This is a genomic window from Streptomyces sp. NPDC057136, assembly GCF_042670885.1.
Classification (GTDB): domain Bacteria; phylum Actinomycetota; class Actinomycetes; order Streptomycetales; family Streptomycetaceae; genus Streptomyces.
Genome location: NZ_JBHUUV010000024.1, coordinates 43,278 through 69,724 on the forward strand (window position 1 = coordinate 43,278; position 26,447 = coordinate 69,724).

Here is a 26,447-nt window from a genome sequence, read left to right on the forward strand (position 1 = left end):
GATCTAGTCCGTCAGTTCCGGCCGGCCAGGATCCGGCTCCCCGGTGCGGGACCCCGGCTCCGGGCAGAGAGACCCCCCTGACACCTCGACCGGCAGCCCCTCGCGCTCTTCGTCGGTCATCTCGCGGTAGCCGATGGCGCTGCAGAGTGCGTGACGCCATACGCCGGGGTCCAGCCGGAGAGGGGCGCTGCGGCCTTCGCCGTCGGTGTACAGCACGGTCCGGCCGTCTCGCGAGACGGACTGGAAGGTGTACGGGCTGGATGCGAAGGGCGCCTGCCCGAGGTTGTAGGCGTCCTCCTCCCTGGCCGGGTCCCCGAGCCGGTAGATGCGGACCAGGCCATGGCTGGCCAGGAGAAACGACTCCCCACCGACGAATCCGGCCGCGTAGTTCACACTGCTACTCCCCAGTCCCACGGGGCCCATCACCCTGCTCAGCGGATCATGCCGCCACAGCTCCACCGCACCGCCCCTGCGCAGCAGCGCGAAGTACCGGCCGTCCCTGGCGAACATCACGGTGTTGGTGTCCGTGCCCGTAGCCAGCGTGGTTTCGGTGCGGCCAGTGGCCAGGTTGATGATGCGTACGTTCGGCTCGCCCCATACGGTGACCGCGACCCGGCCCGGCTCGGGGTAGGGCGCCACCATCAGGTCTGGTGAACTGTCTCCTCCGGACGGGTGGAGGATTTTGGCGTCGTAGCGTGCCAACTGCCGCCCGCTGGACGCCTCCCAGCGCTGGATCACCGTGCCGGAGACCGTGATCAGGTTCCCCGACGGATCGAAGAAGTACCTGATGTCCCCGGTGGAGCCGGTCGGCAAAGGCACAGTGGTGATCTCACGGACCGGCTGGAGCGTGGCAACCGTTCGGATCATCACACGGTTACTGCCGACCCGTTCTGCCAGGTTTTTCTCCGCGCGATCGAACAAAATGAGGTCGATCTTCTGCGGCTGCCAGTACGGCTTGGGGCGGTAGACCCTGACCGTCGGCTCGGAGGCGCCGACGGGCACAATCCCGATGCGTGAACCGTCCGAAAGCACGGTGATCACCTTGCTGCCGTCGCCGGTGAGTGTCATCGCGACAGCGGGAATGATGCGGTTGGGCGGGGAGAGCCGGGAGTAGACCACGCGATTGTTCCCCACGCCGATCAGCGCGGGCCGGCCGCCGACGGTACCGAGCAGTGGATACGGGCTCAGCGCGTCGCCTTCGCGCGTCTGCCCCGTACTGGCCGTAATGGTGCGGCGGTCCAGATCGACCAGGTTGTTCCCGCCGTCCTCCTTGAGCACGACGTGGCGGCCGGTGGTGTCGACGCTCTGCATCGCGCCACACCCAGGAACCTTCTCCGTATAGCCGAGCGGCCTGCTCTTCGGCGGTCCGTCCGTGACGGGCTGCCGCCATATGGTGACGCCGTCGCTGATGCCGTGCTCCTCGCAGACTGCCACGGCCGAGCCGTCCCCGGAGATTCTCGCACCGTTGATGTTCTTGCCGTCCACCACCGTCCGGGTCTTGCCCGTGATCCGGTCTACCGCCAACACCCCTTGCCTGAATCCCTCCTTGGCGTACCGGGTGACCTCGATGAGCACGGTGCGGTCGCCGGGTGCGAACCGGAGTTCCTGTGTCACGTCGTGCGGGAAGGGCACCCGACCGCTGGCCTTGGCCCCGTCCGGGGCATCAAGGTCCCACCAGAGCAGCTCCTCCCAACCAAGGGCTGCGACGTAACGGCCGTCGGAGGACATCACCGCCTGGTAGCCGTCGTACTCGCCGCTCTTGCCGCTCGCCCCGGGCACCGCCTTCAGCCGGTGCGTCGTGGACCCGAGCAGCTGCCCCTTGGTGCCCGAGCGCACGTCGTACCAGATCAGGCCACCGCTCAGAGCGAGGAACCCGGCCTTCCGCCCGTCGCCTGAGACCAGCGGCCGCGCGGCCACCGCGCCGGCGTCGATGCGCTGGCTGCGTACGCGGCCGCCGGTCGCGTGCGTGAAGACCGTGGCCCGGCCGCCGCCCGAGTTGGCGACCACCACATCACCGTTGAGGCTGGTCCGAATGGCACCCGCGTCACCAGCGAGGACGCGGTTGGCGGGCGAGGCTCCGATGGGGGCGTCCTGGGACCCGGTCAGGACGCGGTCGGAGAAGCTGTTCGCCAGGTACGCCCGCATCAGTGCGTCCCGCGCCTCGCGGGTGTGGGACGTGCGGTATGCCGCAAGGGCGAGTTGCGCCGACAGCACAGGATCGCCGTCGGCCTGGTCGGCGGAGTATCGGGCGAGCTCCCGGGAGGAGGACTCGGCGGCGCGGACGTTACTGACCTGCCGGTAATAGCCGAAGAGCGAGCCGAAGACGAGCACGAGTACGGCGATGACGGCGAGGCCCGACCGGAACGTGCGCCGCCTGCGGATGCGGGAGCGCTGGTGCGCGCGCCCTTGGTCGAGGTAGGCACGTTCCGCGGCGCTGAGGTCGGCGGGGCGCTCGTACAGCCAAGGGGCTGCGGTGGCCAGTGCGGCGGGGCCCGGCAGCAGGTCGGCAGCCCGATCGCCGCGCTCCCAGCGGTCCAGGTCGTGCCGGAGCGTCTCCCGCCAGACGAGGAACGCCCGGTCCTCGGCCACCTGGGCGACCAGCCGCCGCCAGCCGCTGATCAGAGCTTCATGGGCGAGCTCCACCGTCTCGGCGCCCTCAGAGCTGTGCCCGGTGACCAACAGCCGGGTGGCGGCGAGCCGTTGTGCGATCCGCCACTGGGCGTCGTCGAGTTCGGCGCGCCGGGCCGTGCGGCGGGTGGCGGCGGTCGAGCCGAGCGGCACCCGGATCAGCGCCGTGAGCAGGCGCCGGCCCGCCGGCTCGTCCTCCTTGGGCACCCGCGTGGTCCACGCACGGTCGGCGTGCCGGCCGAGGGCGCCAGTGACGCCGCCGAGCTCCTCGTACGCGCGGTGGGTGAGCAGGCCGCCGGTCTGCCGCAGCCAGAGCTGGTCGAGGGTGAAGCCGAGCAGCGGCAGGGCGCCCGGTGCGTCGCCGGTGTCGGTGAGGATGCGTTCGACGAGGCCGGACTCGTAGCCGACACCGGGTACCGCGTCGACCGGGGCCGTGACGACCTCCCGCAACTGCCCTGGTTCCAGCGGGCCGAGTGCGTACAGGCAACGCCGCAGTGCGGGACCTGTTGTGGGGTGCGCGAGAGCTGCTTCGAGGAAGTCGGCGCGCAGGGTGGTCAGCACGTGCACGGGGGCCGGGAGCCGGTCGGTGAAGAGCAGGCCGGCCAGTACAGCTGCGGCTTCGGGCGTGGCGCCGAATGCCTCCTCCAACTGGTCGACGACGATCAGCAGGCGGTCGCATTCCTGGCGCTGGAGGACCCGGGCGACGACGTCGGGCAGTGTGCCTCGGGTGAGGAGGGCGGTGACGTTCGGCAGTATGGCGAGCCGGGCGCTCTCGGAGAAGTCCGGTTCGAGCAGCGGCAACAGGGCCGCGGCGAGCGCCGCGGCGGGGCTGCTTCCGGCAGAGGGCCGCAGTACGGCCACCGCGAAACCCCCGGCACGCAGCGGCGGTACGGCTCCGGCCAGCGCGAGCGACGACTTGCCGCAGCCCGACGGGCCGACCAGGCAGGTCCACTGCTGACTGATGACCTGCTCCACCAACTCCGCGCTCTCCGCCGCCCGGCCGTGGAAGAGTCCGGCGTCGGCCTCACGGAAGGCGGCCAGGCCCCGGAACGGCGACGGCGGCAGGGTGAGCGCCCGCAGTTCTGGCCGGGCAGCGAGCAACGTATCGGTCGGGATCAGATAGCTGGCCGGGGGATCACCCGCCTCGGCCACGGTGATCATGCCGACCACGCCGCCGAGTTGGTCGTCCCATACGGGGCTGCCGCTGAACCCGCCAGTGACCCGGTAGCCACCACTTGCCGCGAGGTCGGCCTGCACCCATCCGCCGGCCTGCCGGGCGCGCAGCACGCCCGAGTGCCAGGCACCTCCCGGCCGCCCGGCGGGAAACCCGAAGGCACGCGCCGCATGTCCCCAGGTGTCGACTGCCTCGACAAGACGCACCGGTCGCGCCCCCGGTATCGGCGACAACAGCTGCAGTATCGCGATGTCTCCCGCGCCGGAGTCGTGCGCGGGCACCCAGTGCGCGATACGGGCTCTCACCCGGGTCTGGGGCAGGGGGCCCGGGGCGGGAGGGGCATCGGGTTCCGCGGGCCCGGGGGCGGCTGGAGCATGCGCCAGGGGCAGGTCGACGACGACCTCCGCGGCAGCGGGTGGCTGCCCGCCATCCATCAGGCCGAGCGCGGCGGAGACGACATGTGCGCAGGTGAAGGCGAGGTCGTCGGTGACGAGGAATCCGACGCCGCGGGGACTGCCGTGGACGTCGCTGATCCGCAGCAGCGCAGCGGCCAGCACGGCGGGCCCCGGCCCCGTACTGTCCGGCTGTCCAACGGAGACGCTCACGCGGGGGTGACGGGCGGGGGGACCATCACTTGGCCGCCGGGGGCTCCGGGCGGCGAGTCCGGTGCCCCTTCTCCGGGCGCACGGCGGTCCCAGGTCAGCCGTACGGCGAAGTTGGCCTGGGCGGAGGTGCTGCTGATCACCACATCGGCCTCGGCGGATAACGAGAGTCCGAACTCAAGGGTGATCTCGTCGGGCCCGCGCGCCATCCCGCTGAAGGTGTCCACGAAGTTCTCGGCCACCGGCCGTACACCGGAGAGCAGTTCGCCCAGGGACCGGGTGGCGCGTGCCACCACCTGCCCTGGCCGCGCGACCTGGACCAGACCGTCCCCGGGCTGCTCCACGATTGCCACCCTGACCATCTCCCCCGGCTGCTCGCCGGCTCTGCTGAGCGGAAGTTCCACGAGATATGCCATGGGCGCAGCTCCCTCCCGGCCACCCGGAAGGGAGGCCCTGTTCCCAGAGTGCCCTATGGTGATCCAACTCCGCCCGGCTAAGCGCGAATCCGGCTTTGAACGGTCTCACGCCTCCAAGCGGCAGAAACGACCGCCACGTGATCGTGCTCGAACCGCCAGCTGGTGCTGACGGACGTTTTCACACGTTGAAGCGGAACTCGATCACACGCCCCGTCCTGCATGACATACTCCTTGGCCTCCACGCGGGCCGTCCCACCAGCGAGATAAGACTTCTGGCGCGACAGCCCGCAGGGTCCCCGACGACTGGACGCGTGGCCAGCAGCGGCCAGGCGTCCACCCGAACCTTCCCAGGCCAATGCGCTGCGCCGTCCCCGATGCGAGCTTCCGGGCCCCGTCCGCTCGGCGCTTACCGCACTGGACAATCGCGCAGCCCGGCAAGTGGTGCCGCACGTCAGCGGAGGGATGGTGTCCGTGGTGCGGCTGAGGCCCGCGTACCAGCGGCCGTCACGCCGCTCCAGCCGGCAGGTGTAGACGACCGGCACCAAGGACTCCGACACGGTGGCCGGGGCCGCCGCGACCGTACCGGCGCGGTCGTCCGCGATCTTGGCGCGGGCATCGGCGAGCCGCACGGCCAGCAGGAGCACCGCGGAGACGGACAGCACCAGGGCCACCGCTCCCGCCGTGACCAGGGCGCGCGGGTAACGCCCGTACGGCTGCCGCTCCGTGGGCGTGGGTGCCGGCGTCGACGGGGCGCTCTCCGGGGCACCGGCGGTGACCACGCAGCCCTCCACCCAGCGTTCGGCGGCGATCTCGCGCAGCACCAGCAGCCGGGTCGGATCGTCACCGCCGATGCGGGCCATCGCCTCGACGGCCTTCCGCGGCGGCAGTGTCCGGCCGTTCAGATACCGCTGCCACGACCTCGCGCTGTACCCCGTCTTCGCCGCCAATTGTCGCGTGCTCAGTTCGCTGCGGTCCTTCAGTCTGCGCAATCGCACGATCAACTGGTGGACGTGTGGATGCAGTTCCACAGGCAGCGCCTTCCAACGCGACATGTCTCCCCCACTCGCGTCAGGGCCTGTTGGGCCGACCCTCCGTTTCCGGCCTCATTCTGCATCAGCCGTCACAGCACTCACGGAACGGCGACCCCGCCCTGATACAGGATCAGCCACTCCCGCCCGCGGTTGTCCCGCCGTACCGACTCGGCGGGCGACGTCCCAGCAGGTCAGCGAGTTGGACGTCCCTGGATGACGCCACTTTCACGTCAACTGTGGCCGGATATCGGCCGGACCCGCAGTCTCGTTGTGGAGCCGGCCGGTGCGGTCGGCTCCGCCCATGCCACCTCATCAGGAGCGTTTCCATGAAACTGACCAGAAAGCTGGCGGCGACTCTGCTCACGTCCGCCGGACTGGCCTCGGCCCTCAGCCCGCTGGGGGTCTCGCCCGCCTCAGCCGCCAGCATGCACGGCTGCTCGTACCCGCGTGTGTGTGTCTACAACGGCTCCTACTCCAGCGGCACCCTCATTGGCTGGTTCCAGGACAACGGCTACCAGAACATGCCGGCGGCGACAGGGCACCGTCCCCGCCAACTGGCCCTGACACACGCAGCCGTCCCCGGGCCTCAGGTCCGGGGACGGCCGTTCGCGCTACAGCGGGACGCTCACGATCCTGCTGGCAGGCCGGCCCCCGTAGAGGTTTCAGTAGCGCAATGAAGACTTCAGCGCAGCAACCGAGGGTGGCTGGAGCGCTTTGGCTCGTACAAGCCGTTCACGCCGGTCAGCCGGCGGCCGCGCCGTTCCTGCCGCCGATCTCGGCACCGCTCGGACCGCCACCGACCGCTCCGGCCGAGACACCGCCGCCCGTCCCTCTCGGCGGCACAGGCCCGTCCTTCTCCGCCTTGCCGCTCCCGTCCGGGGCCCCCTTCGACCCCGGTGCCGGCCGGCCGAGCACTACGTCGCAGTAAGCGTTCACCGCCGCCTCCGACGCCTCGCCCGCGGCCGCCTTCAGACGGGCGAAAGCGGTGGAGTCGACCGCCTTCCCGCTGTCCCGGTGCTTGGCGTACACCCGGCAGAGCGCGGCCTCGTCCCGTCCCCTGCCCGGACCGTCGGACGGCAGGAGGAAGCCGGGCGTGGTCGTCGCCGCCTTCCCCGTACCGTCACCGCCAGGCGTCGGCGACTCGCGAGGGGCACCGCCCTCACCGGAGCGGTGCCCCTCGGGAGTCGCCGACGTGTCGCGCGTGGGGTGTACGGAGTCCGGCGCACCCTTCCCTCCGTCACCGAACGGCGTCGGCAGCGTCCCGGTACCGGCGGCCACCGCGACCCCGCCCAGCGTCGCCGCCACCACGAACCCGCCGAGCATCACCCGGACCGGGCGCATTCCGCGCCACCGCCTCACCGGACGCCAGTCGTCGCGCCGGCGCCACCAGGGCGACCGCACGGCGTCGTGGGCTCCCCCGTCCCGCGCGGCCCGGAAGGCGGCGGTCGCGCGCAGCTCGTCGTCCGCGTCGGGCGCCGCCGTGCGCCGGGCCGCCGCGAGCAGCGCGGCGAGTTCGGGTGTCTCCGGCGCTTTCGGCTGCCGCTGCGATTCGTTTCTCATACTTCATCCCTCAGCGTACGGCGCGTCCTGTTTGTCACAGCGCCCGTCCCGCCCGGGGACAACTGCTCGGCCAGTCTCTTGAGTCCGCGGTACGCCGAAGTGCGCACGGCACCCGAACGCTTACCGAGTACGCGCGCCGTCGCGGCGCCGTCCAATCCCACCACGACCCGCAGCAGCACGGCCTCGGCCTGTTCACGCGGCAGCGTGCCGATGATCTCCAGCGCGGCTTCCGTGGAGAGCGTCTCCAGGGCCGCGGCGGCGGTGTCGTGTCCGCCGGGCAGCTGAAGGACGTCCTGCTCGATCATGGTGGTGCGGGGCCGCCGCTTCTGCTTCCTGAGGTGGTCGAGCGCCCGGTTGCGGGCGATCATCGCGGTCCAGCCGCGGAACCCGGCCCCGTCGCCGCGGAAACGCCCGAGGTCACGGGCTATTTCGAGCCACGCCTCGGAGGTCACGTCCTCGGCGTCCTCGCCCACCAGCCCGCGCACATAGCCCAGCAGGCCGGGCTGCACCCGCCGGTATGCGACGGCGAATGCTCCCTCGTCCCCCTGCTGCGCCCGCTCGACGGCATCACCGAGCTCGGCGTCGTACTGCTCCTTGCGGCGCTGTTCCCCGCCCGTGCCCAACACTTCCCTAATCAACGCCTGTTCCGGCACCTACCGCCGAGCCCGTACCCCCGTCGGGGCAGCGCCCCTCTTCCCGTTCTGCGCCCACGGGCACAGAAACGTCACAGGATTCTTACCGGCGGAATCGAACAGGTTACCCGCATACGGCCTTTCGCCGAGCCGAGCGGCCGTGCAGCAGGAGATACAGGCGCTGCACCGACTCCTCGGGCCCCGACTCGAAGCGGTTGACGACCTTGCCGAGCGGATTCCACACCCGCCCGTCGGGCATGCGCACACCCACCGTCTGCCGGAACAACTCCCGTTGCGCGGCGTCGAAGTCCACCCACACACCACCTGCCCTGCGGACGATCACCTCGCCCGTGTACGCGCCGAGACCCAGCAGGATTCCGTCCACCTGGTCCCGCCGCGGCTGGTCGCGCCGCAGGCCGTCGACGACGAGATCGACGAGCCGGAGACTGGCGACGGAGTAGTCCAGGGGCAGCCGGTTGCGCGTGGTGAGCCGGGTGACGAACGCCGATGTGTAGGCCCGCATCGCCGAGGCCCCGGGCAAGGCCGCCCGCTCGTCCCCACTCATGATTCCCCCTGCCCTCGCAGTGCCGGCGATCGCCGACACTGATCCAGCGACGAGGAGCCCGGAAACATCACGCGAACGGGGCTGTGTTCGTTCTCACGGCCTGGAACAGGCCGAATCGCTTCCAGCAGCACAACCATTACCGCTCCCCGAGCGTCTGTTGTGCCGCCTCAGCCGATAGCGATAGGCGGATGCGCACCGGCCTGAGATCCGGCCGCGACCACGCGCACCTTTCACCCATAACACCGCACAGAGCACCAAGTCGCCGCCGCTCACGCCGTGGAGACTGGCGCCTCACGCAGCGCGGCGAAGCGTTCTCGCCAGGGCGGGGGTTCGGGCAAGGTTGCCGCCTCCTCCTTCCAGGCGGCCCAGACCGCCCGCATCTCCTCCCGCCCGCACGGCCCGCAGTGCGTCTCGCCACGCACGGACCGGAACACATGCTCGTCGCCCGGTCCCGCACACACAACGAGCTCCGCCACCGGCTCAGGCGGCCGAGGCTCCGCACGAGGTGCCGCCTCGGGCAGCTTGTGTACGAGGCGGTGGCGCAGGAACCCGACGGCCGACCGCACGCCACCCTCCGGCAGCCCACTCACCAACGCCCGCCGCAGGTCGGCGGCACTGACACCCCGCCGCAACCACTCAGCCGCCACCTCAGCGAGCCCTCGGGCCTCCCGCACGCCCAGATGCAGTTCCCTCCGGTCATGCCGCAAGGACAACAACACCCGCTCGCCTTCGACCACTTCGGGCTCGGGCTCGCCGCCATCAACCTCAACTACGGCTTCGGCTTCCGCTTCCGCTTCCGCTTCCGCTTCGCGGGGTGGGTGGGGAAGGTTCTTACCTTGTTCTTCATCTACCGGTAGTAGACCGCCGACCGCCCGATCACCCGGCTGACCGACCGTCGGAATCGGCACACCAGGAGATGCCGTCGCCTCCGCGCGCAGCCTCGCCACGTCCTCACGCGTAAGCGGAACATTCGAGTAGACCTGCACGGTGACCCAACGGCCGCGCTGCACAGACTCTTTGATGTCGTGGACGAACCCATGCATCACCAACAGCTTCTTCGCCGCCTTGAACGAGGCCCCGGTGATCCCGACATCCCGCGCGTGTTCACTCAGCGCCTGGTCGACATCTTCCTCGCGAAGCCCCTGCACATGCAGGAGCAGAATCTTCGCGTCACTGTTCAGACGCTTATGGCGCAGAACGTCGTGCGCCGCCTTCGTGTAGCACCGAACCGGCGCGATAACATGCCGAAGCATCCCGGTGGACTCCTGTATCCACTCGTGGTGAAGGTCCTCGGCTGGTGTTGGTAGCACCTCCGGGGACCGCCCCATGCGCGGATGCGCACGGAGCGTAATGACCCGATCACCGTACCGCACCGCGCGACCAGCCGGTCACACAGCGCTGCCTTTCTCGTGTAGCACATGTACATCTGCTACATTTCCTACATGAGCGAGCCGGTTACCGAGTCCATGGCAGAGGTCCGCCGTCATCTCGCAGACGTCATCGACCGAGCACGCCGCGACGAGACGCCGACCATCATCACGCGCCGAGGAAAGAGCGAGGCAGTGTTGGTCGACATCGACGAATACCGACGCCTGCGGCAACTCGCCGAGCGGGTCGAGGACGAATGGCTCAACCGACTCGCCGACGAGGCCGAGTCCGAAGGCACGGACGGCTCGGTCTCCCTGGAAGAGATGGCCAACCTCCTCCGCTCCGCTCCCTGACCCCATGGGCTACGTCACGCGGTTCACCCCGCACGCCCAGCGGGATCTGCTCAAAATCCCCCGCCAGGATGCACTGCGCGTCCTCATCCGCCTCACTGAACTACAGAGGGCACTCGACGCAGGAGATGTCACCGCCTTCGACACCAAAGCTCTCCAGGGACATCCGGGACGCTGGCGGCTGCGAGTCGGCGACTACCGCGCCGCGTACACCATCGAAGACGGTCAATTGATCCTGTGGGTACTGACCGTCGGCAATCGGAGCGACGTCTACCGAGGCCTGTAGCTGTCCCGCATGGACCGGCGCCGGGTGATGTTCTATGCGGGCTCAGGACTGAGCGATGGACCCGCCATGGCCTTCTCGTGCTGCATCGAGGTCATCCTGCGGACCATCGCGACGGCCAGGCAGGCGGCAGTGAGGTCGAGGAGCGAGTAGCCGACCGCATATGTGACCGCAGTGTCGAAAGTGGGAGTCCCCATGTCCTTCTCAGCCATTTCAGGGGCTGCCAGCATCACGCCCTGAGATACCAGCCAGAAGCCCCACCAGAGATTGACGAGGCCCGTTCCCGACGGGCCGGACCGCTCGGTTGTACCGGCCCGCCAGATGTCCACGACGATGCGGCGCGGGTACCAGAAATTGACGAACGGGACGAACCAGCCCCACCAGATCCAGGGGCGGCTGTGCTTGTGGCCGTCGGGACGGAAGACCTCGGCATTGACCCGGACCCGCCACAACCAGGCACAGAAGACGATCCCGCAGGCGACGTTAGCGAGCCCCTGGATCCCCACGAGCACCTCGTAGAGCGTGTCGAAGCGGCCAGGGTTCACGACGAGGCCGGACTGCGCCATCGCGGAGAGGCCGAGCAGGGCCTCGAAGACGTCGGTCAGCGCGCAGAGACCGAGCAGGGCCACGGCGGCGTACGAGAGCCCTGCCGGCGAACGCAGTTGCGGAACGGACATGACCTGGAAACCCCCACGGTTCGGCACCGCCCTGCGGACCTCTCACGGATCACGCAGTGACGAGCCAGTGGATCCTAACCGCGAAGAACGGGCTGCGGCCCCGGCCCCCTGCTCGGATACCGGTCCGACGCCCGGTACGCTTCACCACCAGGCAGCGCCTCCCTACCGGTTCGCACTGTGGGCCGCCGCATACGCACGGGCCCGGTCGATAAGCTCCTCCGCGAGGGGATAGTCCGTCTCGACCTTCTCGAACAGTGATTCCAGGTCGGCCGGAGCCACTTGGTCCACGTCCAGGAGGACCTCGGCCCAGCCCGGCGGACGCCGACGGCGGATGTCCGGCGCCGGGTCCCTGATTTCCGCGCGCAGCGCGGCCCGGTCGAGCAGCCGCCGCATCCGGGGAACGGTCTCCTCGCGCAGGGTCCGGGCCAGCTCACGAGCGCAGTCTTCCGGCTCGATCCCCGCTCCGTACGCCCAGTAGCTCCGGGCCGGCATGTCCGCCCCGGGCTCCCACGCGACCGCGACCGGCGGAATCAACTCCCACTCGGCCACGGCCTCGGCCGGGAGCGCGGGCCGCTCTCGCATCTGCTCCCAGTGCTTGCGGTACAGCCAACCGCGCTGGGGAGCCAGGACGATGGAAGCCCGGACGAAGAAGACTTCCCGCCGCAGGTCGATGCGGTGCGGACGGAATTCGAGGAGGGCGCAGTCACCGTCGGTACCTGCGAGGCGGAACACCTTGCCGTCCTGGGCGAGTCATTCTTCCTTCGTGATCCGTGTCACTCCAGCGGGGTTCGGGGTGACGTTTAATCCTCAAGCACCGCTGGGTATTGCGGGGCGCTCGTGTGACGGGCGAGGCCAAAAAGAGAACTTATGGGTATTTGAACTCTATTGAGGAGTGGGGCATTTGAGACCGCGCAGTTCACATGCGTACAGACCGATGAGCTTGAAGCGCCGCGCCTGGCTGACCATCGGTGCGGTCGTGCTCGGTGGCGCGGGGGCGGTCACCGTCGCCATAGCCAATCCCGATGCTCCCGAGGATCAAGGGGCGAAGGCCCGTAAGGCATCGGTCCACGAGCTGACGCTCAAGGGCACGGGCGACTCCAAGCGTGCCCTGCCGCGTACCGACACCGACCCCTTCTCGATGGTCGGCGTCATCTGGGCGGACCCGGAGGCGACGGTCGACGGCAAGGCGGAGGTACGCACCCGCAGCCGTGAGACCGGCCAGTGGAGCAACTGGCTGGAAGTACACCTGGAGCAGCACCTCGGCGCGGAGCGTGACGACGACGAGGCGAAGCTGCCCGGCATGTCCGAACCGCTGTGGGTCGGGCCCTCCGACGCCGTCGAGGCGCGGGTCGTACGTGCCGACGGCACCGCCGCCGACGGGCTGCCCAAGGGTCTCGAACTGTCACTGGTCGACCCGGGCGTCACCGCCAAGGAGGCCGCGGCGCCGGGCGCCGACGCGCAGAACGCGTCGTTCGCCGTCGAGGAGACCGTGACGCCCACTCCGACGGACAGCGAGACCCCGGGCGAAACGCCGAGCGAGACGCCGAGCGAAACAGCCTCGGAGACCGCGACGGCGGCGCCGACGGAGACGGCCACCGAGACGGCCACCGCCACGCCGACGGACACCACCTCGCCGACCGCGACCCCGACCGACACCCCGTCGCCCACGCCGACCGTCCCGACCGCGCCGCCTTCCACGGTGAACCGGCCCGCGATGACGCTGCGCGCCGGCTGGGGCCCGGACAAGTCGCTCGCGACGAACTACAGCGACCCCGAGTACATCGAGAAGGTCCAGGCCGTGTTCGTCCACCACACGGTGGGCTCGAACGACTACAGCTGCGCCGAGTCCGCCGCGCTCATCCGCGGTATCTACGCCTACCACGTCACCCCGCGCGGCAAGGACACCGCGACGACGGCCGACGACTACGACGGCTGGAAGGACATCGGTTACAACTTCCTCGTCGACAAGTGCGGTCAGATCTTCGAGGGCCGTGAGGGCGGCGCCGACCTGCCCGTCCTCGGCGCGCACACGTACGGCTTCAACTCGTACTCCACCGGCATCGCGCTGCTGGGCAACTTCGAGACGGGCAAGCCCACCCCGGCGGCCCTCAACTCGGCCGCACGCGTGGCCGCGTGGAAGCTCGGCCAGTACGGCGTTAGCCCGAACGGCTCGGTCACCCTGACGGCCGCCGCCGACACCGGTGTGTACAAGAAGGGCCAGCAGGCCACGCTCAAGACGATCTCCGGTCACCGCGACGGCTTCGCCACCGAGTGCCCCGGCCTCAACCTGTACAACAAGCTGCCCGCGATCCGCGCCTTCGCCACCGGAGCGGGCCGCAACTCGGCAGTCCCGACCGCCGACTTCAACCGCGACGGCATCAGCGACCTGATCGTCGGCCTCCACAAGGTGTCGGGCAGCGCCGGCCGGGTCACCGTGCTGCCGGGCAGTCAGAACGGCCCCGACGCGGCCACGAAGCGCACGCTCGACCAGGGCAGCGCCGGCGTACCCGGCGGCAACGAGGCCTATGACTACTTCGGTTACTCCAACGCCTGGGGCGACCTGAACGGCGACGGCCACGCGGACTTGGTCATCGGTGCGCCGGGCGAGGACATCTCGCAGTCCGACAACGGCACGGTCGTCGCGATGTACGGCCCCGGCCTCACCACCGGCAAGGGCCACGCGATCACTAGCTCGTCCCGCGTCGGCGGCGACAAGCTCGGCTACGCGGTCGCCGCGGGCGACTTCAACGCCGACGGCATGGACGACGTCTTCTCCGTAGCCCCCGGAAAGCCCGGCCGCTGGTGGACCTGGGACAGCAGGAGCGGGTCCCCGAAGGCGGGTTACCTGGGCTCGTCCGCGTACACCGGCGCCGTCGGCTACCCGACCTCCGCCACCGGCGACTTCAACAAGGACGGCTACACGGACGTCGCCGTCGGCTTCCGCGACCCGGGCGGCCTCGGCCGGCTGCTGTGGCTGAAGGGCTCCGCGACCGGACTCCAGCGGGTCGGCGTGCTCGCCGTGCCCGGCGGACGCTCGCTCGCCGCGGGTGACGTCAACGGCGACGGCGCCACCGACCTCGTGGTCGGCCAGCCGTACAACAGCGAGTCCGGCCACACCGCCAAGGGCGGCGCCGTCACCGTCGTGTACGGCTCCTCGACCGGTCTCACCTCGACCGGCCGCAAGCTGTACCACCAGGACACCTATGGTGTGCCCGGCGTCGGCAATAGCGGCGACAACATGGGCTGGTCGGTCTCCGTCGGCGACGTCAACCTCGACGGTTACGCCGACATCCTCACCGGAATCCCGGGCAAGGACATCTCCCGCTCCGGCACGCTCCGCACCAACGCCGGCACCGCCCTCCTGGTCCGCGGCTCGGCCACCGGGCCCACCAGCACAGGGTCCGTCGTGATCGGGCAGGACACCACGGACATTCCCGGGGTCAGCGAGACCGACGACCGGCTCGGTTCGTCCGTCTCACTGGCGGACCTCACGGGCGACACCCGGGCGGACATGGCCCTCGGTGCGGACGGCGAGGACGCCGACAACGGCACCGTGCTCCAGCTCGACAACATCGTCGGCCAGGGCATCCTGCCCTCGACCAGCGTGTACTACGGGACGTACCAGCTGGGTTCGCCCAAGGGCATCCGGATCGGGCTGAACGTCCTGGCCCCGTAACGCCCGACCCGCAACACCCCGCCGGTCCGCGCCCCGTGTGCGCACACCGACACCGGAGCCCCTCGGCCTGACCCGAGGGGCTCCGGCCTGTGTCCGGGGCGCTTCGGCCTGCGTCCGGGGCGCTTCGGTCAGGCCCGGCCGCGCGCCCGGCGCGACATCACCGCACGCAGCACGCGCCGGCCCTCGGTCGACCGCTCCAGGGCGCCGCGCAGGCCGCTCGCGCCACCCGCCGGGTCCGCGGACTCCGCGAGGGTCTCCAGGATCTCGGTCTGGCGCCGGAGCTCCCCCGCCACGAGGGGCCCGGCACACCGTGCGTCACCCGCGCTCCAGCGCTTCAGCTGCTCGGCGGGGTCCTCGGCGACGTCGCCGCCGACGGGCATGTCGAACCGGCGGTGGAACTCCAGCGAGAGCAGCGAGCAGGTCCGCGCCCACTCCCGCAGCGGTTCGGCGGCCCAGTCGGACGGGGCGGCGCCGAGCATCTCCGGTACGGGCGAGGCCGCCTCGTCCACACCTGCCATCGCCGCACGCGCGTCCGTCAGCCGGTCGGCCCATGCGCGGCCGTCCTCGCAGCTCGCCCAGAGCGGGCGCAGCGGTTCGGATTCGCCGCCGCCGACGGCGGCGGGCGGCAGACAGCGTTCGAGGCAGGCGAGCGCACTCGCGGCCAGCCCCCGCTCGTCCGCCTCGGCGATCCGTTCCAGCAGGCTCATCAACGTCTCCCTCGTCCGGGGCGTGGTATCCCCCTTGCCCCGTACTGCGCCGAGTGGCCGAAAATCGTCACTGGTTACGGATGCGTTGGCTTTCGGGGCAGGGGTACGTCGGGATACGGACGGCGAATTCAGGTCACCGCGGAGACGTACCGAAGGCGGCCCGCTCCCCCTGCATCCGAGTCAGCGTGCGGACGAAGTGGATCGCCAGCGCCGCGGCCACGATGTCGAGTGCGTCGGACGCGAGGACCATCCCGGCCGCGTCCATGATCTCCTGCGGCAGCTCGGCCTGTTCGTACCGCTTGGAGGCGAAGCGGGAGATGAGCACCGAGAAGACCCACACGCCCCACCAGAGATTCATCGGCGCCTGCGAGACGGTGCGCCAACTGCCGTCGGTGTTGGTCTGGGCACTTGCGGTCCAGATGCCGCCCGCGATCCTGCGGGGCAGCCAGAAATTGGCGATCGGGACGAACCAGGCGCCGATCGTCCAGCCCGGCTTCATCGGCTGCGCGCTCGCGTCGAACACCTCGGCGTTCAGCCGCACCCGGCGGAACCAGATGATGAAGACGACGGCGGTGGCCAGCATCGCCATCACCTGAAGGGAGCCGGCGCCGACGTACAGCCAGTCGGCGCGGTCTGCCGCGGCCTCGTCGAAGCTCTCGAAGTCGTCCGCGATGGCGGCACCAAGCAGGCTGCGGACATTCAGCCCGGCGGCGAGGGCGAGCACGTCCGTCGCGATGACGACGGCGAGCAGGATCACGACGGCCTTGGCGAGCCCCTCCGGGGAACGCAGCTGATGCCGCGACTCGGCCATCGGTACCGGAGTCGCCGTCATGAGACCGTGCGGCGGAGCGGTGCTGGTACCGGCGCAGAGTGTGCAGCGCCCGTCAGCGGTGACGGACGGTCTGGTGCCGCATGTGGTGCAGAGCATGGTGCGAAAGCCCCCCAGGGCATGAAGTCGGCGCATGAGCCGAGGCCCCTCCCCGGAGCGCACGGCAAGCGGAACCTAGCCCTCGGCACAGGGACCTGTCCATGGGGTTGCGGTCCATGGGGTTGCGGTCCATGGGGTTGCGGTCCATGGGGTTGCGTCCATGCGGCCGCCGTTCAGCCCGTCCGGTCGATCTCCTTGGCCAGGTCCTGGAACTGCGCCCAGCTCAGCTCCGGCGTCCGCGGATCCCACAGCTTCTGGCTGACCGCCCGCAGCGGCATCCGGATGCCCTGCGCCACCTGCTCCGCGGTCTGCGCGTTCGGCAGGTCGCCCCAGACGGCGAACCGGCCGCCCAGGATCTGCCCGGAGTAGCGGGAGTTCACCGGCTGGGTGCCGCGCAGGACGAGCGGTGTCCACTGCTCGTAGATCCGCTTCCCCGTCGGGTAGACGAACTGGTTGGGCTCGCCGAGCACGTAATAGAGGAACTCGTCGTTGAGGTTGACCACGCGCCGCCCCTCGCTCAGATACTCCTGCGGCTCCCGGGCCCCGATCTCCTTGCCCGTCCAGTACTCGACCTCGATGTCCTTGTCCGCGTCGACGGCTCCGCCGTTGAAGAACCCGTCGTTCCACGCCTTGGGCGTCCTGTCATCGCCACGGACCACTGCCGCGCGATCGTTGAGCCAGCCGGTGGCGAGGTCCTCGATGTCGGCCTGCGCGCCGTACTTCTGCTGGGCGGCACGGAGCAGCTGCGGGTACGAGGCCGAGGGGTTCTGCACCGTCAGCGCTCGGTATTCGTCGGCGCCGAGATGAAAGTACGAGCCGCCGAACGTCTCGGTGTACTCGTCGATCAGCTCGTCGATGATCTTCGCTGCTCCGGGCTTCGAGATGTCGAGGGAGCCGGTCGACGCCACACCCTGCACGTTGCGCAGCTGGAGATCGGGGTGGGCGCGGAGCACGGCGCCGAGATGTCCCGGGGAGTCGATCTCCGGCACGACCTGGATGTGCAGCGCGCCGGCGAGGTCCACGATCCTGCGTACCTCGGCCCGGGTCAGATGCTCGGCCGAGACGATTTCGGGGTGGGACTCGGACTCGACACGGAACGCCTGGTCGTCCGAGAAGTGCAGTCCGAGCTGGTTGAGCTTCAGGTCGGCCATGACGCGCAGCCGGTCCTCGATCCACTCCGCGGTGTAGTACTTGCGCGCGATGTCGAGGTTGAGTCCGCGCTGCGGCCGGTCGGGCCGGTCGCGCACCTCCCCCTCGGGCACGACCCCTCCGGTGCGCAGGGCCTGCTTCAGGGTGCGGGTCCCGTAGAAGACCCCCGCCTGGTCGGGGCCGCTGATCGTGACGCGCCCGTCGCGGGTCTTGAGGGTGTACGACTCGGGGGCGCCCTTGCCCGCGGTACCGAGCGCAAGCTCGACATCGCCCGCGCGGGCGGAAACCTCGCCCCGGTAGCGGATCTTCAGCTCCTTGGCGAGCAGCTGGGCCTCGTCCGCGAGCGCGTCACTGCCATCGGCGATGACGACCGTGCTGCTCGGGCCGGGCTTCCAGCCCGGCCCGCGGGCGGCCTTGTGCTCGCGCACGGCGGGGATGGTGCGGGGCTCGGAGGAGAGCGGATAGCTGCGCGACGGAGAGGGGGAAGCGGAAGGGGTGGCACGGGCCGGTGACGCCGCCGTGCCACCCCTGCGCGCGTCGTCGGAGTCGTCCGGCCAGACGACGACAGTGAGGGCGACGGCGGCGGCAGCCGTGACAGCGGCACCGGTCAGGAGAGCACCGCGTGAGGGCGACATCGGTCAGTACCTCCGAAATAGGGGGACAACAGATCATATGTGAGGGTAAAGCGGTCCTTCTTCTCCCCGATCGATCCATCGGGTGTCCAGAAGCCGCACATCAGTAGTCCGAAACTCTGCCGTCCGGGTGATTTTCGTGCGTACTTCGGACAGCCGTTGCCCTCTCTCGCTAGCGTTACGGCGCATTCGTCTCTCCCTTCACCTTCTTCGCTCTCTCCACCCGTGCAACCTCGTTGCCCTCCGTCCCCTCTTCAGGGGCACAGATGTCGTTCGTTCGAGGAGTCCACGCTGTCCAGGTCCAGCGAGTCCCACGCCGGCCTGCCGAAGCGACCGCACCAGCGGGCCGGGCGGGCGGCCATAGCGTCCCAGACCCGGGACCCCGTGCCGACGCCCGCACCGGCACCCGCACCGGCGGGCGACGGTGCGGGCGACCAGTCCGCGGGCCTCGCCCGCTTCAACACCGCGCCGCACGCCGAGGCCGAGGCCGCGCTCCTGGAGTGCTGCGGCAGCCACCGCTGGGCCCTGCGGATGGCCGCCCACCGCCCGTACCCGGATCTCGACGCCCTGCTCGCCGCCTCCGACGAAGCCGGCTACGACCTGTCTCCCACGGATATAGCCGAGGCGCTCGCCGGAGAGACCGCCCCCTGCCTCCACCACGCCGCGCCGCGCGCCGCGCACCTCGCGCTCCGGGCCGCCCACGCCGCGTACGAGAGCCGGTTCGGCCATGTCTTCGTGATCAGCCTGGCCGCCCACCGCCCCTCCCAGCACGTGGATCAGGTGCTCGCCGGGATCAGGACCCGACTGGCGCACGACCCGGACGAGGAGCGGGCCGTCACGGCGGACGAGATGCGGAGGCTCGCCCGGGAGCGCATCATCGAGCTGGTGACGGACGAGGACCTGATGAGGGGCCCGGTCGCGGGTGTGCCCTTTGGGATGCTCTAGCCCGTCCGTGCCTGTTTGATTGCCACTTTGATCACACCAGAGGCCCCGGGGCGAACGAACCGACAAAGCGTCGCTACGATGGCCGGGGCCGGTGGACCGTACCCGGCCGGGTCAGACCGACAGTCAAGCCGGCCGACCCCAATCCCCGCTCCCGGAGGGTTCTTCCGTGCCGGCTGGAACGCTGTACCGCGGCCGGGAAGGCATGTGGTCATGGGTGGCTCATCGAGTCACCGGTGTCCTCATTTTCTTCTTCCTGTTCGTACACGTCCTGGACACCGCTCTCGTGCGTGTCTCTCCCGAGGCATACGACGACGTCGTGGCCACGTACAAGACGCCGCTTGTCGCGCTCCTCGAATACGGCCTCGTGGCCGCCATTCTTTTCCACGCGCTGAACGGTCTCCGCATCGTCGCCGTTGACTTCTGGGCCAAGGGCCCGCGCTTCCAGAAGCAGATGCTCTGGACCGTGCTGGGCATCTGGGTCGTGCTGATGGTCGGGGCGCTGTATCCCGTCCTCGGTCACGCCGTACGCGAAGTCTTCGGGAGCTGATGCCAATGTCCACCGAGAGCACTTCCGCGATCGGCGATGTCGAGGGCGTGAGCCTCTACGACGTCGACCACCCGGCCCCGGTCATCGAGCCCCCGCGCAAGCGGACAGGCAAGACGCCCAAGGGGTCGCGCACCAACTTCGAGATGTACGCCTGGCTCTTCATGCGCCTGTCGGGCATCGTGCTGGTCGTTCTGGTCCTCGGCCACCTGCTGATCCAGCTCGTGCTGGACGGCGGCGTGTCCAAGATCGGCTTCGCCTTCGTGGCGGGCCGCTGGGCTTCGCCGTTCTGGCAGGCCTGGGACCTCACCATGCTGTGGCTCGCCATGCTGCACGGTGCCAACGGCCTCCGTACGGTCATCAACGATTACGCCGAACGGGACAACACCCGCTTCTGGCTGAAGATGCTCCTGTACACCGCCACGGTGTTCACCGTCCTGCTGGGCACGCTGGTGATCTTCACCTTCGACCCGAACATCCGCTAGGCGCCGGGACAGAGGGACCAGAGGAAACCATGCAGATCCACAAGTACGACACCGTCATCGTCGGCGCCGGCGGCGCCGGCATGCGCGCGGCCATCGAGTCGACCAAGCGCAGCCGCACCGCCGTGCTGACGAAGCTCTACCCCACCCGCTCCCACACGGGCGCAGCGCAGGGCGGCATGGCCGCCGCGCTCGCCAACGTGGAAGAGGACAACTGGGAGTGGCACACCTTCGACACGATCAAGGGCGGCGACTACCTGGTCGACCAGGACGCCGCCGAGATCCTGGCGAAGGAGGCCATCGACTCCGTCCTCGACCTGGAGAAGATGGGCCTGCCGTTCAACCGCACGCCCGAGGGCAAGATCGACCAGCGCCGCTTCGGCGGTCACAGCCGTAACCACGGCGAGGCCCCGGTCCGCCGGTCCTGCTACGCCTCGGACCGCACCGGCCACATGATCCTCCAGACGCTGTACCAGAACTGCGTCAAGGAGGGTGTGGAGTTCTTCAACGAGTTCTACGTCCTGGACCTCCTGCTCCAGGAGGTCGACGGAGTCAAGAAGTCCGCGGGCGTCGTGGCGTACGAGCTGGCGACCGGCGAGATCCACGTCTTCCAGGCGAAGTCGATCATCTTCGCCTCCGGCGGCACCGGCAAGTTCTTCAAGGTGACGTCGAACGCGCACACCCTGACCGGTGACGGCCAGGCCGCCGCGTACCGCCGCGGTCTGCCGCTGGAGGACATGGAGTTCTTCCAGTTCCACCCGACGGGCATCTGGCGCATGGGCATCCTGCTGACGGAGGGCGCCCGCGGTGAGGGCGGCATCCTCCGCAACAAGGACGGCGAGCGCTTCATGGAGAAGTACGCGCCCGTCATGAAGGACCTCGCGTCCCGTGACGTCGTGTCCCGCTCCATCTACACGGAGATCCGTGAGGGCCGCGGCTGCGGTCCCGAGGGCGACCACGTCTACCTCGACCTCACGCACCTCCCGCCGGAGCAGCTGGACGCGAAGCTCCCGGACATCACGGAGTTCGCGCGTACGTACCTCGGCATCGAGCCCTACACGGACCCGATCCCGATCCAGCCGACCGCGCACTACGCCATGGGCGGCATCCCGACCAACGTCCAGGGTGAGGTCCTCTCGGACAACACCACCGTCGTCCCGGGCCTGTACGCCGCGGGCGAGGTCGCGTGCGTGTCCGTGCACGGCGCCAACCGTCTGGGCACCAACTCGCTCCTCGACATCAACGTCTTCGGACGCCGGTCGGGCATCGCCGCCGCCGAGTACTCCGCGAAGAACGACTACGTCGAGCTTCCCGAGAACCCGGCGCAGCTCGTCATCGACCAGGTCGAGCGCCTGCGGAACTCGACGGGCACCGAGCGCGTCGCGACGCTCCGCCTGGAGCTGCAGGAGTGCATGGACGCCAACGTGATGGTGTTCCGCACCGAGCAGACCATCAAGACGGCCGTCGACAAGATCGCCGAGCTGCGGAAGCGCTACCTGAACGTGTCCATCCAGGACAAGGGCAAGCGGTTCAACACCGACCTCCTGGAGGCCGTCGAGCTGGGCAACCTGCTCGACCTGGCCGAGGTCATGGCGACGTCCGCGCTGGCCCGCAAGGAGTCCCGCGGCGGTCACTACCGCGAGGACTACCCGAACCGCGACGACGTCAACTTCATGCGCCACACCATGGCGTACCGCGAGGTCGCCGACGACGGCACCGAGTCGATCCGGCTCGACTACAAGCCGGTCGTCCAGACCCGCTACCAGCCGATGGAGCGTAAGTACTGATGGCTACCCCCACCCTGGAGAAGTCCGACAAGGCTCCCGAGCCCGAGGCCGGCTTCGCCGACTCCCCGTACATCACGGCCACCTTCCGGATCCGCCGCTTCAACCCCGAGGTCTCGGAAGAGGCCCAGTGGCAGGACTTCCAGATCTCGATCGACCCGAAGGAGCGTGTCCTCGACGCCCTTCACAAGATCAAGTGGGAGCTGGACGGCACGCTGACCTTCCGCCGTTCCTGCGCGCACGGGATCTGCGGCTCCGACGCGATGCGGATCAACGGCAAGAACAGGCTCGCCTGCAAGACGCTGATCAAGGACCTGAACCCGGAGAAGCCGATCACGGTCGAGGCCATAAAGGGCCTCACGGTCCTCAAGGACCTCGTGGTCGACATGGACCCGTTCTTCCAGGCCTACCGCGATGTCATGCCCTTCCTCATCACCAAGGGGAACGAGCCGACCCGCGAGCGTCTGCAGTCCTCCGAGGACCGCGAGCGCTTCGACGACACCACCAAGTGCATCCTGTGCGCCGCGTGCACGTCCTCGTGCCCGGTGTTCTGGAACGACGGGCAGTACTTCGGCCCGGCGGCGATCGTCAACGCGCACCGCTTCATCTTCGACTCGCGTGACGAGGGCGGCGAGCAGCGCCTGGAGATCCTCAACGACCGTGACGGTGTGTGGCGTTGCCGCACGACGTTCAACTGCACGGACGCCTGCCCGCGTGGCATCGAGGTCACGAAGGCGATCCAGGAAGTGAAGCGCGCGCTGATCACGCGTCGTTTCTGATCTCCTCCTGGTTCATGTATTGCTCAGGGGCCCCGTTCTCCGCAGTGACACTGCGGAGAACGGGGCCCCTGCTGCGCCCGCCCTATGTGGGCGGTACGGTCGTGCGGAGCTTGTGACGAGAAGAGAACGGGGAATGCTTTGAGCGATCCGAATCCCTACGCGGACGACTCGTACACGTGGGGACCGCCGCAGCAGCCCGGTAATCCGCCCACGATGCCCGACGGGCAGGGGTACGGCTATCCGGCCGGTGCCACTCCCGGTTACGGCTACCCGCAGCCCCTGCCGGACAACGCGGCTCAGCCCGGGCCCGGTTACGGCTACCCGGTGGCCGGTCACAGCCAGCCGACGATGCCCGGCCATCACCTTCCGCAGCAGATGGGGATGCAGGGCGGGGTGCCGATGCTGGCGTTCGGCGACATCACCGTCATGAACGACTCGATCGTGACGCCGTCCGGGACCATGCCCCTCAAGGGTGCGATGTGGACGGCCACCGACATGTCGCGCACGGAGGAGAAGATCCCGACCGTCGCGATCGTGCTCGCGATCGTCTTCGCGCTGGTGTGTCTGATCGGTCTGCTCTTCCTCCTGATGAAAGAGCGGAGGACCACCGGCTTCATCCAGGTCACGGTCACCAGCGGCGGCAGGCACCATGCGACGCTGATCCCGGCGATGGGCCCGGAGACCTTCCCGATGGTCATGGCCCAGCTCAACTCGGCCCGCTCGATGAGCGCCTGAGCAGACCGCGTATCAACCCCGGTCCTCCGCGACCAGCATGACGCGCCGCAGCATGTCGTTGAGCAGGACCCGTTCGTCGGGGCCGAGCACGCCGAGCAGCCGGGACTCCTCGTTCCCGAGGAAGTCCATCGCTCCCAGCCAGGTCGAGTGCCCCTCCTCGGTGAGCTCCACGACGACCCGCCGCCGATCCTGGGTGGACGGTGTCCGCCGCACGAAGCCCCTGCGCTCCAGGGCGTCCAGGCGACCGGTGACGGAGGCCGGGGCGAGGTCCAGGTCGGCGGCGAGTTCGGAGGGGGCGGCCGTGCCGCCGCGTCCGGCGAGCTTGTGCAGGGTGTCGAATTCCTGACGGTCCAGCTCGAAGTCGAGCAAAGCCTGTTCCCGTACGCGGCGCAGATGCACGGAGAGCTTGTTCATCCGGGTGACCGCGCCCTCGATATCGGGGTCGAGGTCGGGCAGCACGGGCTGCCAGCGCTCCACGTGTCGGTCGGTCCAGTCACGTTGCTCCATACAGAAAGCGTACGCCTGTCGGCCGTGATATTTCGGTACCGAATATTTCTTTGACGAATAGTTCGTCACCGAAATACATTGCGTCCCATGCCACACCCCCTGCGCACGCGCGCCTTCCGCCTGCTCTTCGCCGGGCGAACCCTCTCCCTGCTCGGCGACGCCGCCATCCCCGCCGCGCTCACCGTGGCCGTCTACGAGGCCACCGGATCGACCGGAGCCCTCGCCCTGGTCCTGGCCTGCGCGTTGATCCCCAAGCTCCTCCTGCTACCCCTGGGCGGCGTCGTCGGCGACCGCTTCAACGCCCGTACGGTCGCCCTCGCCACCGATCTCGTCCGGTGCGCCACCCAGGTGTTCGTCGGCGTCGAGCTCCTCGGCGGCGCCCCGCAGCTGTGGCAGCTCGCGGTGGCCGAGGCGCTCGGCGGCGCCGCCGGCGCCTTCGCCATGCCGACCGTGGCGCCGCTGATCCGGGGCACCGTGGCGCCCCGGGGGCTCCTGCGCGCCAACTCCCTGATGGCCGTGACCGGCAGCGCGACCCGCCTCGGCGGCCCGGCGGTCGCCGGGACCCTGATCCTCACCGTGGGCCCCGGCTGGGCCTTCGTGCTGGACGGCGCGAGCTTCGCCGTCAGCGCCGCACTGCTGGCCGCGATCAAGGTCCGGCACGTGCCGATCCCCCGGCGCTCCCTGCTCGCCGACCTCAAGGAGGGCTGGGGCGAGGTGCGCTCCCGCGACTGGTACTGGACCAGCCTCGTCGCCCACGCCGCCTGGAACGGGGCGGCCGCGGTCCTCATGACGCTCGGCCCGGCCCTCGCTCTCCGCGAACCCGGCGGCCGGGGAATCTGGATCACCCTGCTCCAGGTCGGCGCGGTGGGCCTGCTGCTCGGCTCGCTGCTCGCGGGCCGGGCCCGGCCGCGCCGCCCCGTACTGGCCGCCAACCTGGGCCTCGCCACGTACGCCCTGCCGCTCGCCCTGCTCGCCGCGTCCGCCCCTGCCTGGCTGACCATCACCGCGTACGGCGTCGCCCTGGCCGGTCTCGGCTTCCTCGGCCCGGTCTGGGACACCTCGGTCCAGTCGGCCGTGCCCGCCCACGCGCTGGCCCGGGTGACCTCGTACGACTGGCTGCTCTCGCTCGGCGCGATGCCCCTCGGGTACGTGCTGGCGCCGCTCGCCGCAGCCGCCTGGGGCGCCGAAGTCCCGCTCGCCGCGGCGGCCGTGACGGTCGCGGTGGCCTGCCTGGCCACGGCCGCCGTGCCGGGCGTACGGAGGTTCACACCCGCGGACACGGCGGCGCCGACGCCGGAACGCTCCACGGCCGGCACGCCCTGAACCGCCACCGAACTGCCGTCTTGAACATGTTCAAAGATAGGTCTACAGTCCATGACAACAGCTTTTGAACACGTTCAAGGGAGCTCGGGGCATGGACCTCACTGTTGTCGCCTACGTCATCTACCTGCTGATCAGCGTCGCCCTCACGATCTGGGTCGCCCGCACACTCAGCCGCAACGGCAAGGTGTTCCTGGCCGACGTCCTGCACGGCAACGAGAAGCTGGCCGATGCCGTCAACCACTTGCTGGTGGTCGGCTTCTACCTGGTCAACCTGGGCTTCGTGACGCTCTATCTGAAGAACGCCGACAGCGTGACCGACGCCAGGCAGCTCTTCGACGCGCTGTCGACGAAGGTCGGCGTCGTGCTGCTGGTCCTCGGCGGGATGCACCTCGGCAACGTCTACGTACTCAACAAGATCCGCCGCCGCGGTCTGATGGAGCGCGAGCAGACCCCGCCCGTACCGCCGCAGGGCTGGACCGGACCGGCGAACCAGGGCCCGTGGGCCGCACCGGCCGCCGGGAGGTGACTCAGGTGACCACCGGCGGACCGCGCACCCCCGTCGCACGGCTCACCGTGTTGTACGACGCCCAGTGCTCGCTCTGTATCCATGTGCGTCACTGGCTGCTGAAGCAGCGTCAGCTCGTCCCGCTGGACCTCGTGCCGGCCGCCTCCGAGGAGGCGCGCCGGCGCTTCCCCGGGCTCGACCACGCGAGCACGCTCACCGAGATCACGGTGATCGGCGACCGGGGCCAGATCTACCGCGGGACCTCCGCGTGGATCGTCTGCCTCTGGGCGCTGGCCGAGCACCGGCACCGGGCCCACTGGCTGACCACCCCGGCGGGCCGGCCCTTCGCGCGGGCGACGGTGCTCGCCGCCGCGAAGTACCGCTCGGTGACCGCCGCTCCGTGCGGCGGCGAGGGCGCGGCCTGCGAGGTCCCGGTTCTGGGCAACGGGGCGGGCGGCTAGCCTT

25 protein-coding genes are annotated in these 26,447 nt (G+C 69.8%); 12 read left to right on the forward strand and 13 right to left on the reverse strand.

The window, feature by feature from the left end; all coding sequences use genetic code 11:
* Positions 1–3: 3 nt before the first annotated feature.
* The 7 genes from ACFT7S_RS25705 to ACFT7S_RS25735 form a co-directional block, all read right to left on the reverse strand.
* On the reverse strand, positions 4–4,407 hold the full coding sequence (locus ACFT7S_RS25705; protein WP_382735676.1) for a trypsin-like peptidase domain-containing protein: 4,404 nt from the start codon (positions 4,405–4,407) through the stop codon (positions 4–6).
* The gene (locus ACFT7S_RS25710) at positions 4,404–4,820 is read right to left on the reverse strand and encodes a CU044_2847 family protein (RefSeq protein WP_382735677.1); all 417 of its coding nucleotides are present in this window, start codon (positions 4,818–4,820) and stop codon (positions 4,404–4,406) included. Before ACFT7S_RS25710 ends, ACFT7S_RS25705 begins: the two co-directional genes overlap by 4 nt.
* Before the next feature lie 77 nt (positions 4,821–4,897).
* Positions 4,898–5,872, reverse strand: a complete 975-nt coding sequence (locus tag ACFT7S_RS25715; protein WP_382735679.1) for a helix-turn-helix domain-containing protein — start codon at positions 5,870–5,872, stop codon at positions 4,898–4,900.
* Positions 5,873–6,592: 720 nt separating this feature from the next.
* Entirely contained in the window at positions 6,593–7,411 is an 819-nt protein-coding gene (locus ACFT7S_RS25720) for a hypothetical protein (RefSeq protein WP_382735681.1), read from the reverse strand.
* Positions 7,408–8,034, reverse strand: a complete 627-nt coding sequence (locus ACFT7S_RS25725; protein ID WP_382735821.1) for an RNA polymerase sigma factor — start codon at positions 8,032–8,034, stop codon at positions 7,408–7,410. Before ACFT7S_RS25725 ends, ACFT7S_RS25720 begins: the two co-directional genes overlap by 4 nt.
* Positions 8,035–8,167: 133 nt before the next feature.
* Positions 8,168–8,608, reverse strand: a complete 441-nt coding sequence (locus ACFT7S_RS25730; RefSeq protein WP_382735683.1) for a hypothetical protein — start codon at positions 8,606–8,608, stop codon at positions 8,168–8,170.
* Between the two features lie 269 nt (positions 8,609–8,877).
* Positions 8,878–9,861 (reverse strand): hypothetical protein, encoded by a 984-nt coding sequence (locus tag ACFT7S_RS25735; protein WP_382735684.1) that lies wholly within the window; start codon positions 9,859–9,861, stop codon positions 8,878–8,880.
* A 189-nt stretch (positions 9,862–10,050) separates the two neighbouring features.
* On the opposite strand from ACFT7S_RS25735, the gene ACFT7S_RS25740 reads away from it, so the two are divergent.
* Complete coding sequence (locus ACFT7S_RS25740; protein WP_382735686.1) at positions 10,051–10,329, forward strand: type II toxin-antitoxin system Phd/YefM family antitoxin; 279 nt, start codon at positions 10,051–10,053, stop codon at positions 10,327–10,329.
* A gap of 4 nt (positions 10,330–10,333) precedes the next feature.
* A complete protein-coding gene (locus tag ACFT7S_RS25745) occupies positions 10,334–10,612 on the forward strand; it encodes a type II toxin-antitoxin system RelE/ParE family toxin (protein WP_382735688.1) in 279 nt (92 codons plus the stop codon).
* A 32-nt stretch (positions 10,613–10,644) separates the two neighbouring features.
* Here the strand turns inward: ACFT7S_RS25745 and ACFT7S_RS25750 are convergent, their stop codons facing one another.
* Positions 10,645–11,286 carry a DUF4328 domain-containing protein gene (locus ACFT7S_RS25750; protein WP_382735690.1) on the reverse strand — a complete coding sequence of 214 codons (642 nt, stop codon included), beginning with the start codon at positions 11,284–11,286 and terminating at the stop codon, positions 10,645–10,647.
* Between the two features lie 162 nt (positions 11,287–11,448).
* Positions 11,449–12,018, reverse strand: coding sequence for a hypothetical protein (locus tag ACFT7S_RS25755; RefSeq protein WP_382735692.1), 570 nt, complete (start codon positions 12,016–12,018; stop codon positions 11,449–11,451).
* Between the two features lie 202 nt (positions 12,019–12,220).
* On the opposite strand from ACFT7S_RS25755, the gene ACFT7S_RS25760 reads away from it, so the two are divergent.
* Positions 12,221–14,962, forward strand: coding sequence for an FG-GAP-like repeat-containing protein (locus tag ACFT7S_RS25760; RefSeq protein WP_382735694.1), 2,742 nt, complete (start codon positions 12,221–12,223; stop codon positions 14,960–14,962).
* 128 nt (positions 14,963–15,090) lie between these two features.
* On the opposite strand, the gene ACFT7S_RS25765 is transcribed toward ACFT7S_RS25760, so the two are convergent.
* From ACFT7S_RS25765 to ACFT7S_RS25775, 3 genes are all read right to left on the reverse strand, one after another.
* Positions 15,091–15,669: a hypothetical protein gene (locus ACFT7S_RS25765; protein ID WP_382735696.1), complete on the reverse strand. Its 579-nt coding sequence runs from the start codon at positions 15,667–15,669 to the stop codon at positions 15,091–15,093.
* Positions 15,670–15,802: 133 nt separating this feature from the next.
* The gene (locus ACFT7S_RS25770; protein ID WP_382735698.1) at positions 15,803–16,501 is read right to left on the reverse strand and encodes a DUF4328 domain-containing protein; all 699 of its coding nucleotides are present in this window, start codon (positions 16,499–16,501) and stop codon (positions 15,803–15,805) included.
* Positions 16,502–16,770: 269 nt separating this feature from the next.
* Complete coding sequence (locus tag ACFT7S_RS25775; protein WP_382735700.1) at positions 16,771–18,381, reverse strand: family 20 glycosylhydrolase; 1,611 nt, start codon at positions 18,379–18,381, stop codon at positions 16,771–16,773.
* 381 nt (positions 18,382–18,762) lie between these two features.
* On the opposite strand from ACFT7S_RS25775, the gene ACFT7S_RS25780 reads away from it, so the two are divergent.
* From ACFT7S_RS25780 to ACFT7S_RS25805, 6 genes are all read left to right on the forward strand, one after another.
* Positions 18,763–19,323 (forward strand): 2-oxo-4-hydroxy-4-carboxy-5-ureidoimidazoline decarboxylase, encoded by a 561-nt coding sequence (locus tag ACFT7S_RS25780; RefSeq protein ID WP_382735702.1) that lies wholly within the window; start codon positions 18,763–18,765, stop codon positions 19,321–19,323.
* 166 nt (positions 19,324–19,489) lie between these two features.
* Positions 19,490–19,870, forward strand: a complete 381-nt coding sequence (sdhC, locus tag ACFT7S_RS25785) for a succinate dehydrogenase, cytochrome b556 subunit (RefSeq protein WP_328905432.1) — start codon at positions 19,490–19,492, stop codon at positions 19,868–19,870.
* 5 nt (positions 19,871–19,875) lie between these two features.
* Positions 19,876–20,352, forward strand: a complete 477-nt coding sequence (locus tag ACFT7S_RS25790) for a succinate dehydrogenase hydrophobic membrane anchor subunit (protein WP_382735704.1) — start codon at positions 19,876–19,878, stop codon at positions 20,350–20,352.
* 29 nt (positions 20,353–20,381) lie between these two features.
* The gene (gene sdhA / locus ACFT7S_RS25795; RefSeq protein WP_382735706.1) at positions 20,382–22,136 is read left to right on the forward strand and encodes a succinate dehydrogenase flavoprotein subunit; all 1,755 of its coding nucleotides are present in this window, start codon (positions 20,382–20,384) and stop codon (positions 22,134–22,136) included.
* Positions 22,136–22,912 carry a succinate dehydrogenase iron-sulfur subunit gene (locus ACFT7S_RS25800; RefSeq protein WP_382735708.1) on the forward strand — a complete coding sequence of 259 codons (777 nt, stop codon included), beginning with the start codon at positions 22,136–22,138 and terminating at the stop codon, positions 22,910–22,912. Before sdhA ends, ACFT7S_RS25800 begins: the two co-directional genes overlap by 1 nt.
* 138 nt (positions 22,913–23,050) lie before the next feature.
* Positions 23,051–23,647, forward strand: coding sequence for a hypothetical protein (locus ACFT7S_RS25805; protein ID WP_382735710.1), 597 nt, complete (start codon positions 23,051–23,053; stop codon positions 23,645–23,647).
* Positions 23,648–23,659: 12 nt separating this feature from the next.
* On the opposite strand, the gene ACFT7S_RS25810 is transcribed toward ACFT7S_RS25805, so the two are convergent.
* Positions 23,660–24,154: a MarR family winged helix-turn-helix transcriptional regulator gene (locus ACFT7S_RS25810; protein WP_382735712.1), complete on the reverse strand. Its 495-nt coding sequence runs from the start codon at positions 24,152–24,154 to the stop codon at positions 23,660–23,662.
* A gap of 87 nt (positions 24,155–24,241) precedes the next feature.
* Here ACFT7S_RS25810 and ACFT7S_RS25815 point away from each other — a divergent pair, with 87 nt between their 5' ends.
* From ACFT7S_RS25815 to ACFT7S_RS25825, 3 genes are all read left to right on the forward strand, one after another.
* On the forward strand, positions 24,242–25,477 hold the full coding sequence (locus tag ACFT7S_RS25815; RefSeq protein WP_382735714.1) for an MFS transporter: 1,236 nt from the start codon (positions 24,242–24,244) through the stop codon (positions 25,475–25,477).
* A 91-nt stretch (positions 25,478–25,568) separates the two neighbouring features.
* On the forward strand, positions 25,569–26,003 hold the full coding sequence (locus tag ACFT7S_RS25820; RefSeq protein ID WP_382735716.1) for a hypothetical protein: 435 nt from the start codon (positions 25,569–25,571) through the stop codon (positions 26,001–26,003).
* The gene (locus ACFT7S_RS25825) at positions 26,000–26,443 is read left to right on the forward strand and encodes a thiol-disulfide oxidoreductase DCC family protein (protein ID WP_382735718.1); all 444 of its coding nucleotides are present in this window, start codon (positions 26,000–26,002) and stop codon (positions 26,441–26,443) included. The genes ACFT7S_RS25820 and ACFT7S_RS25825 overlap by 4 nt, the downstream gene beginning before the upstream one ends.
* Positions 26,444–26,447 lie beyond the last annotated feature (4 nt).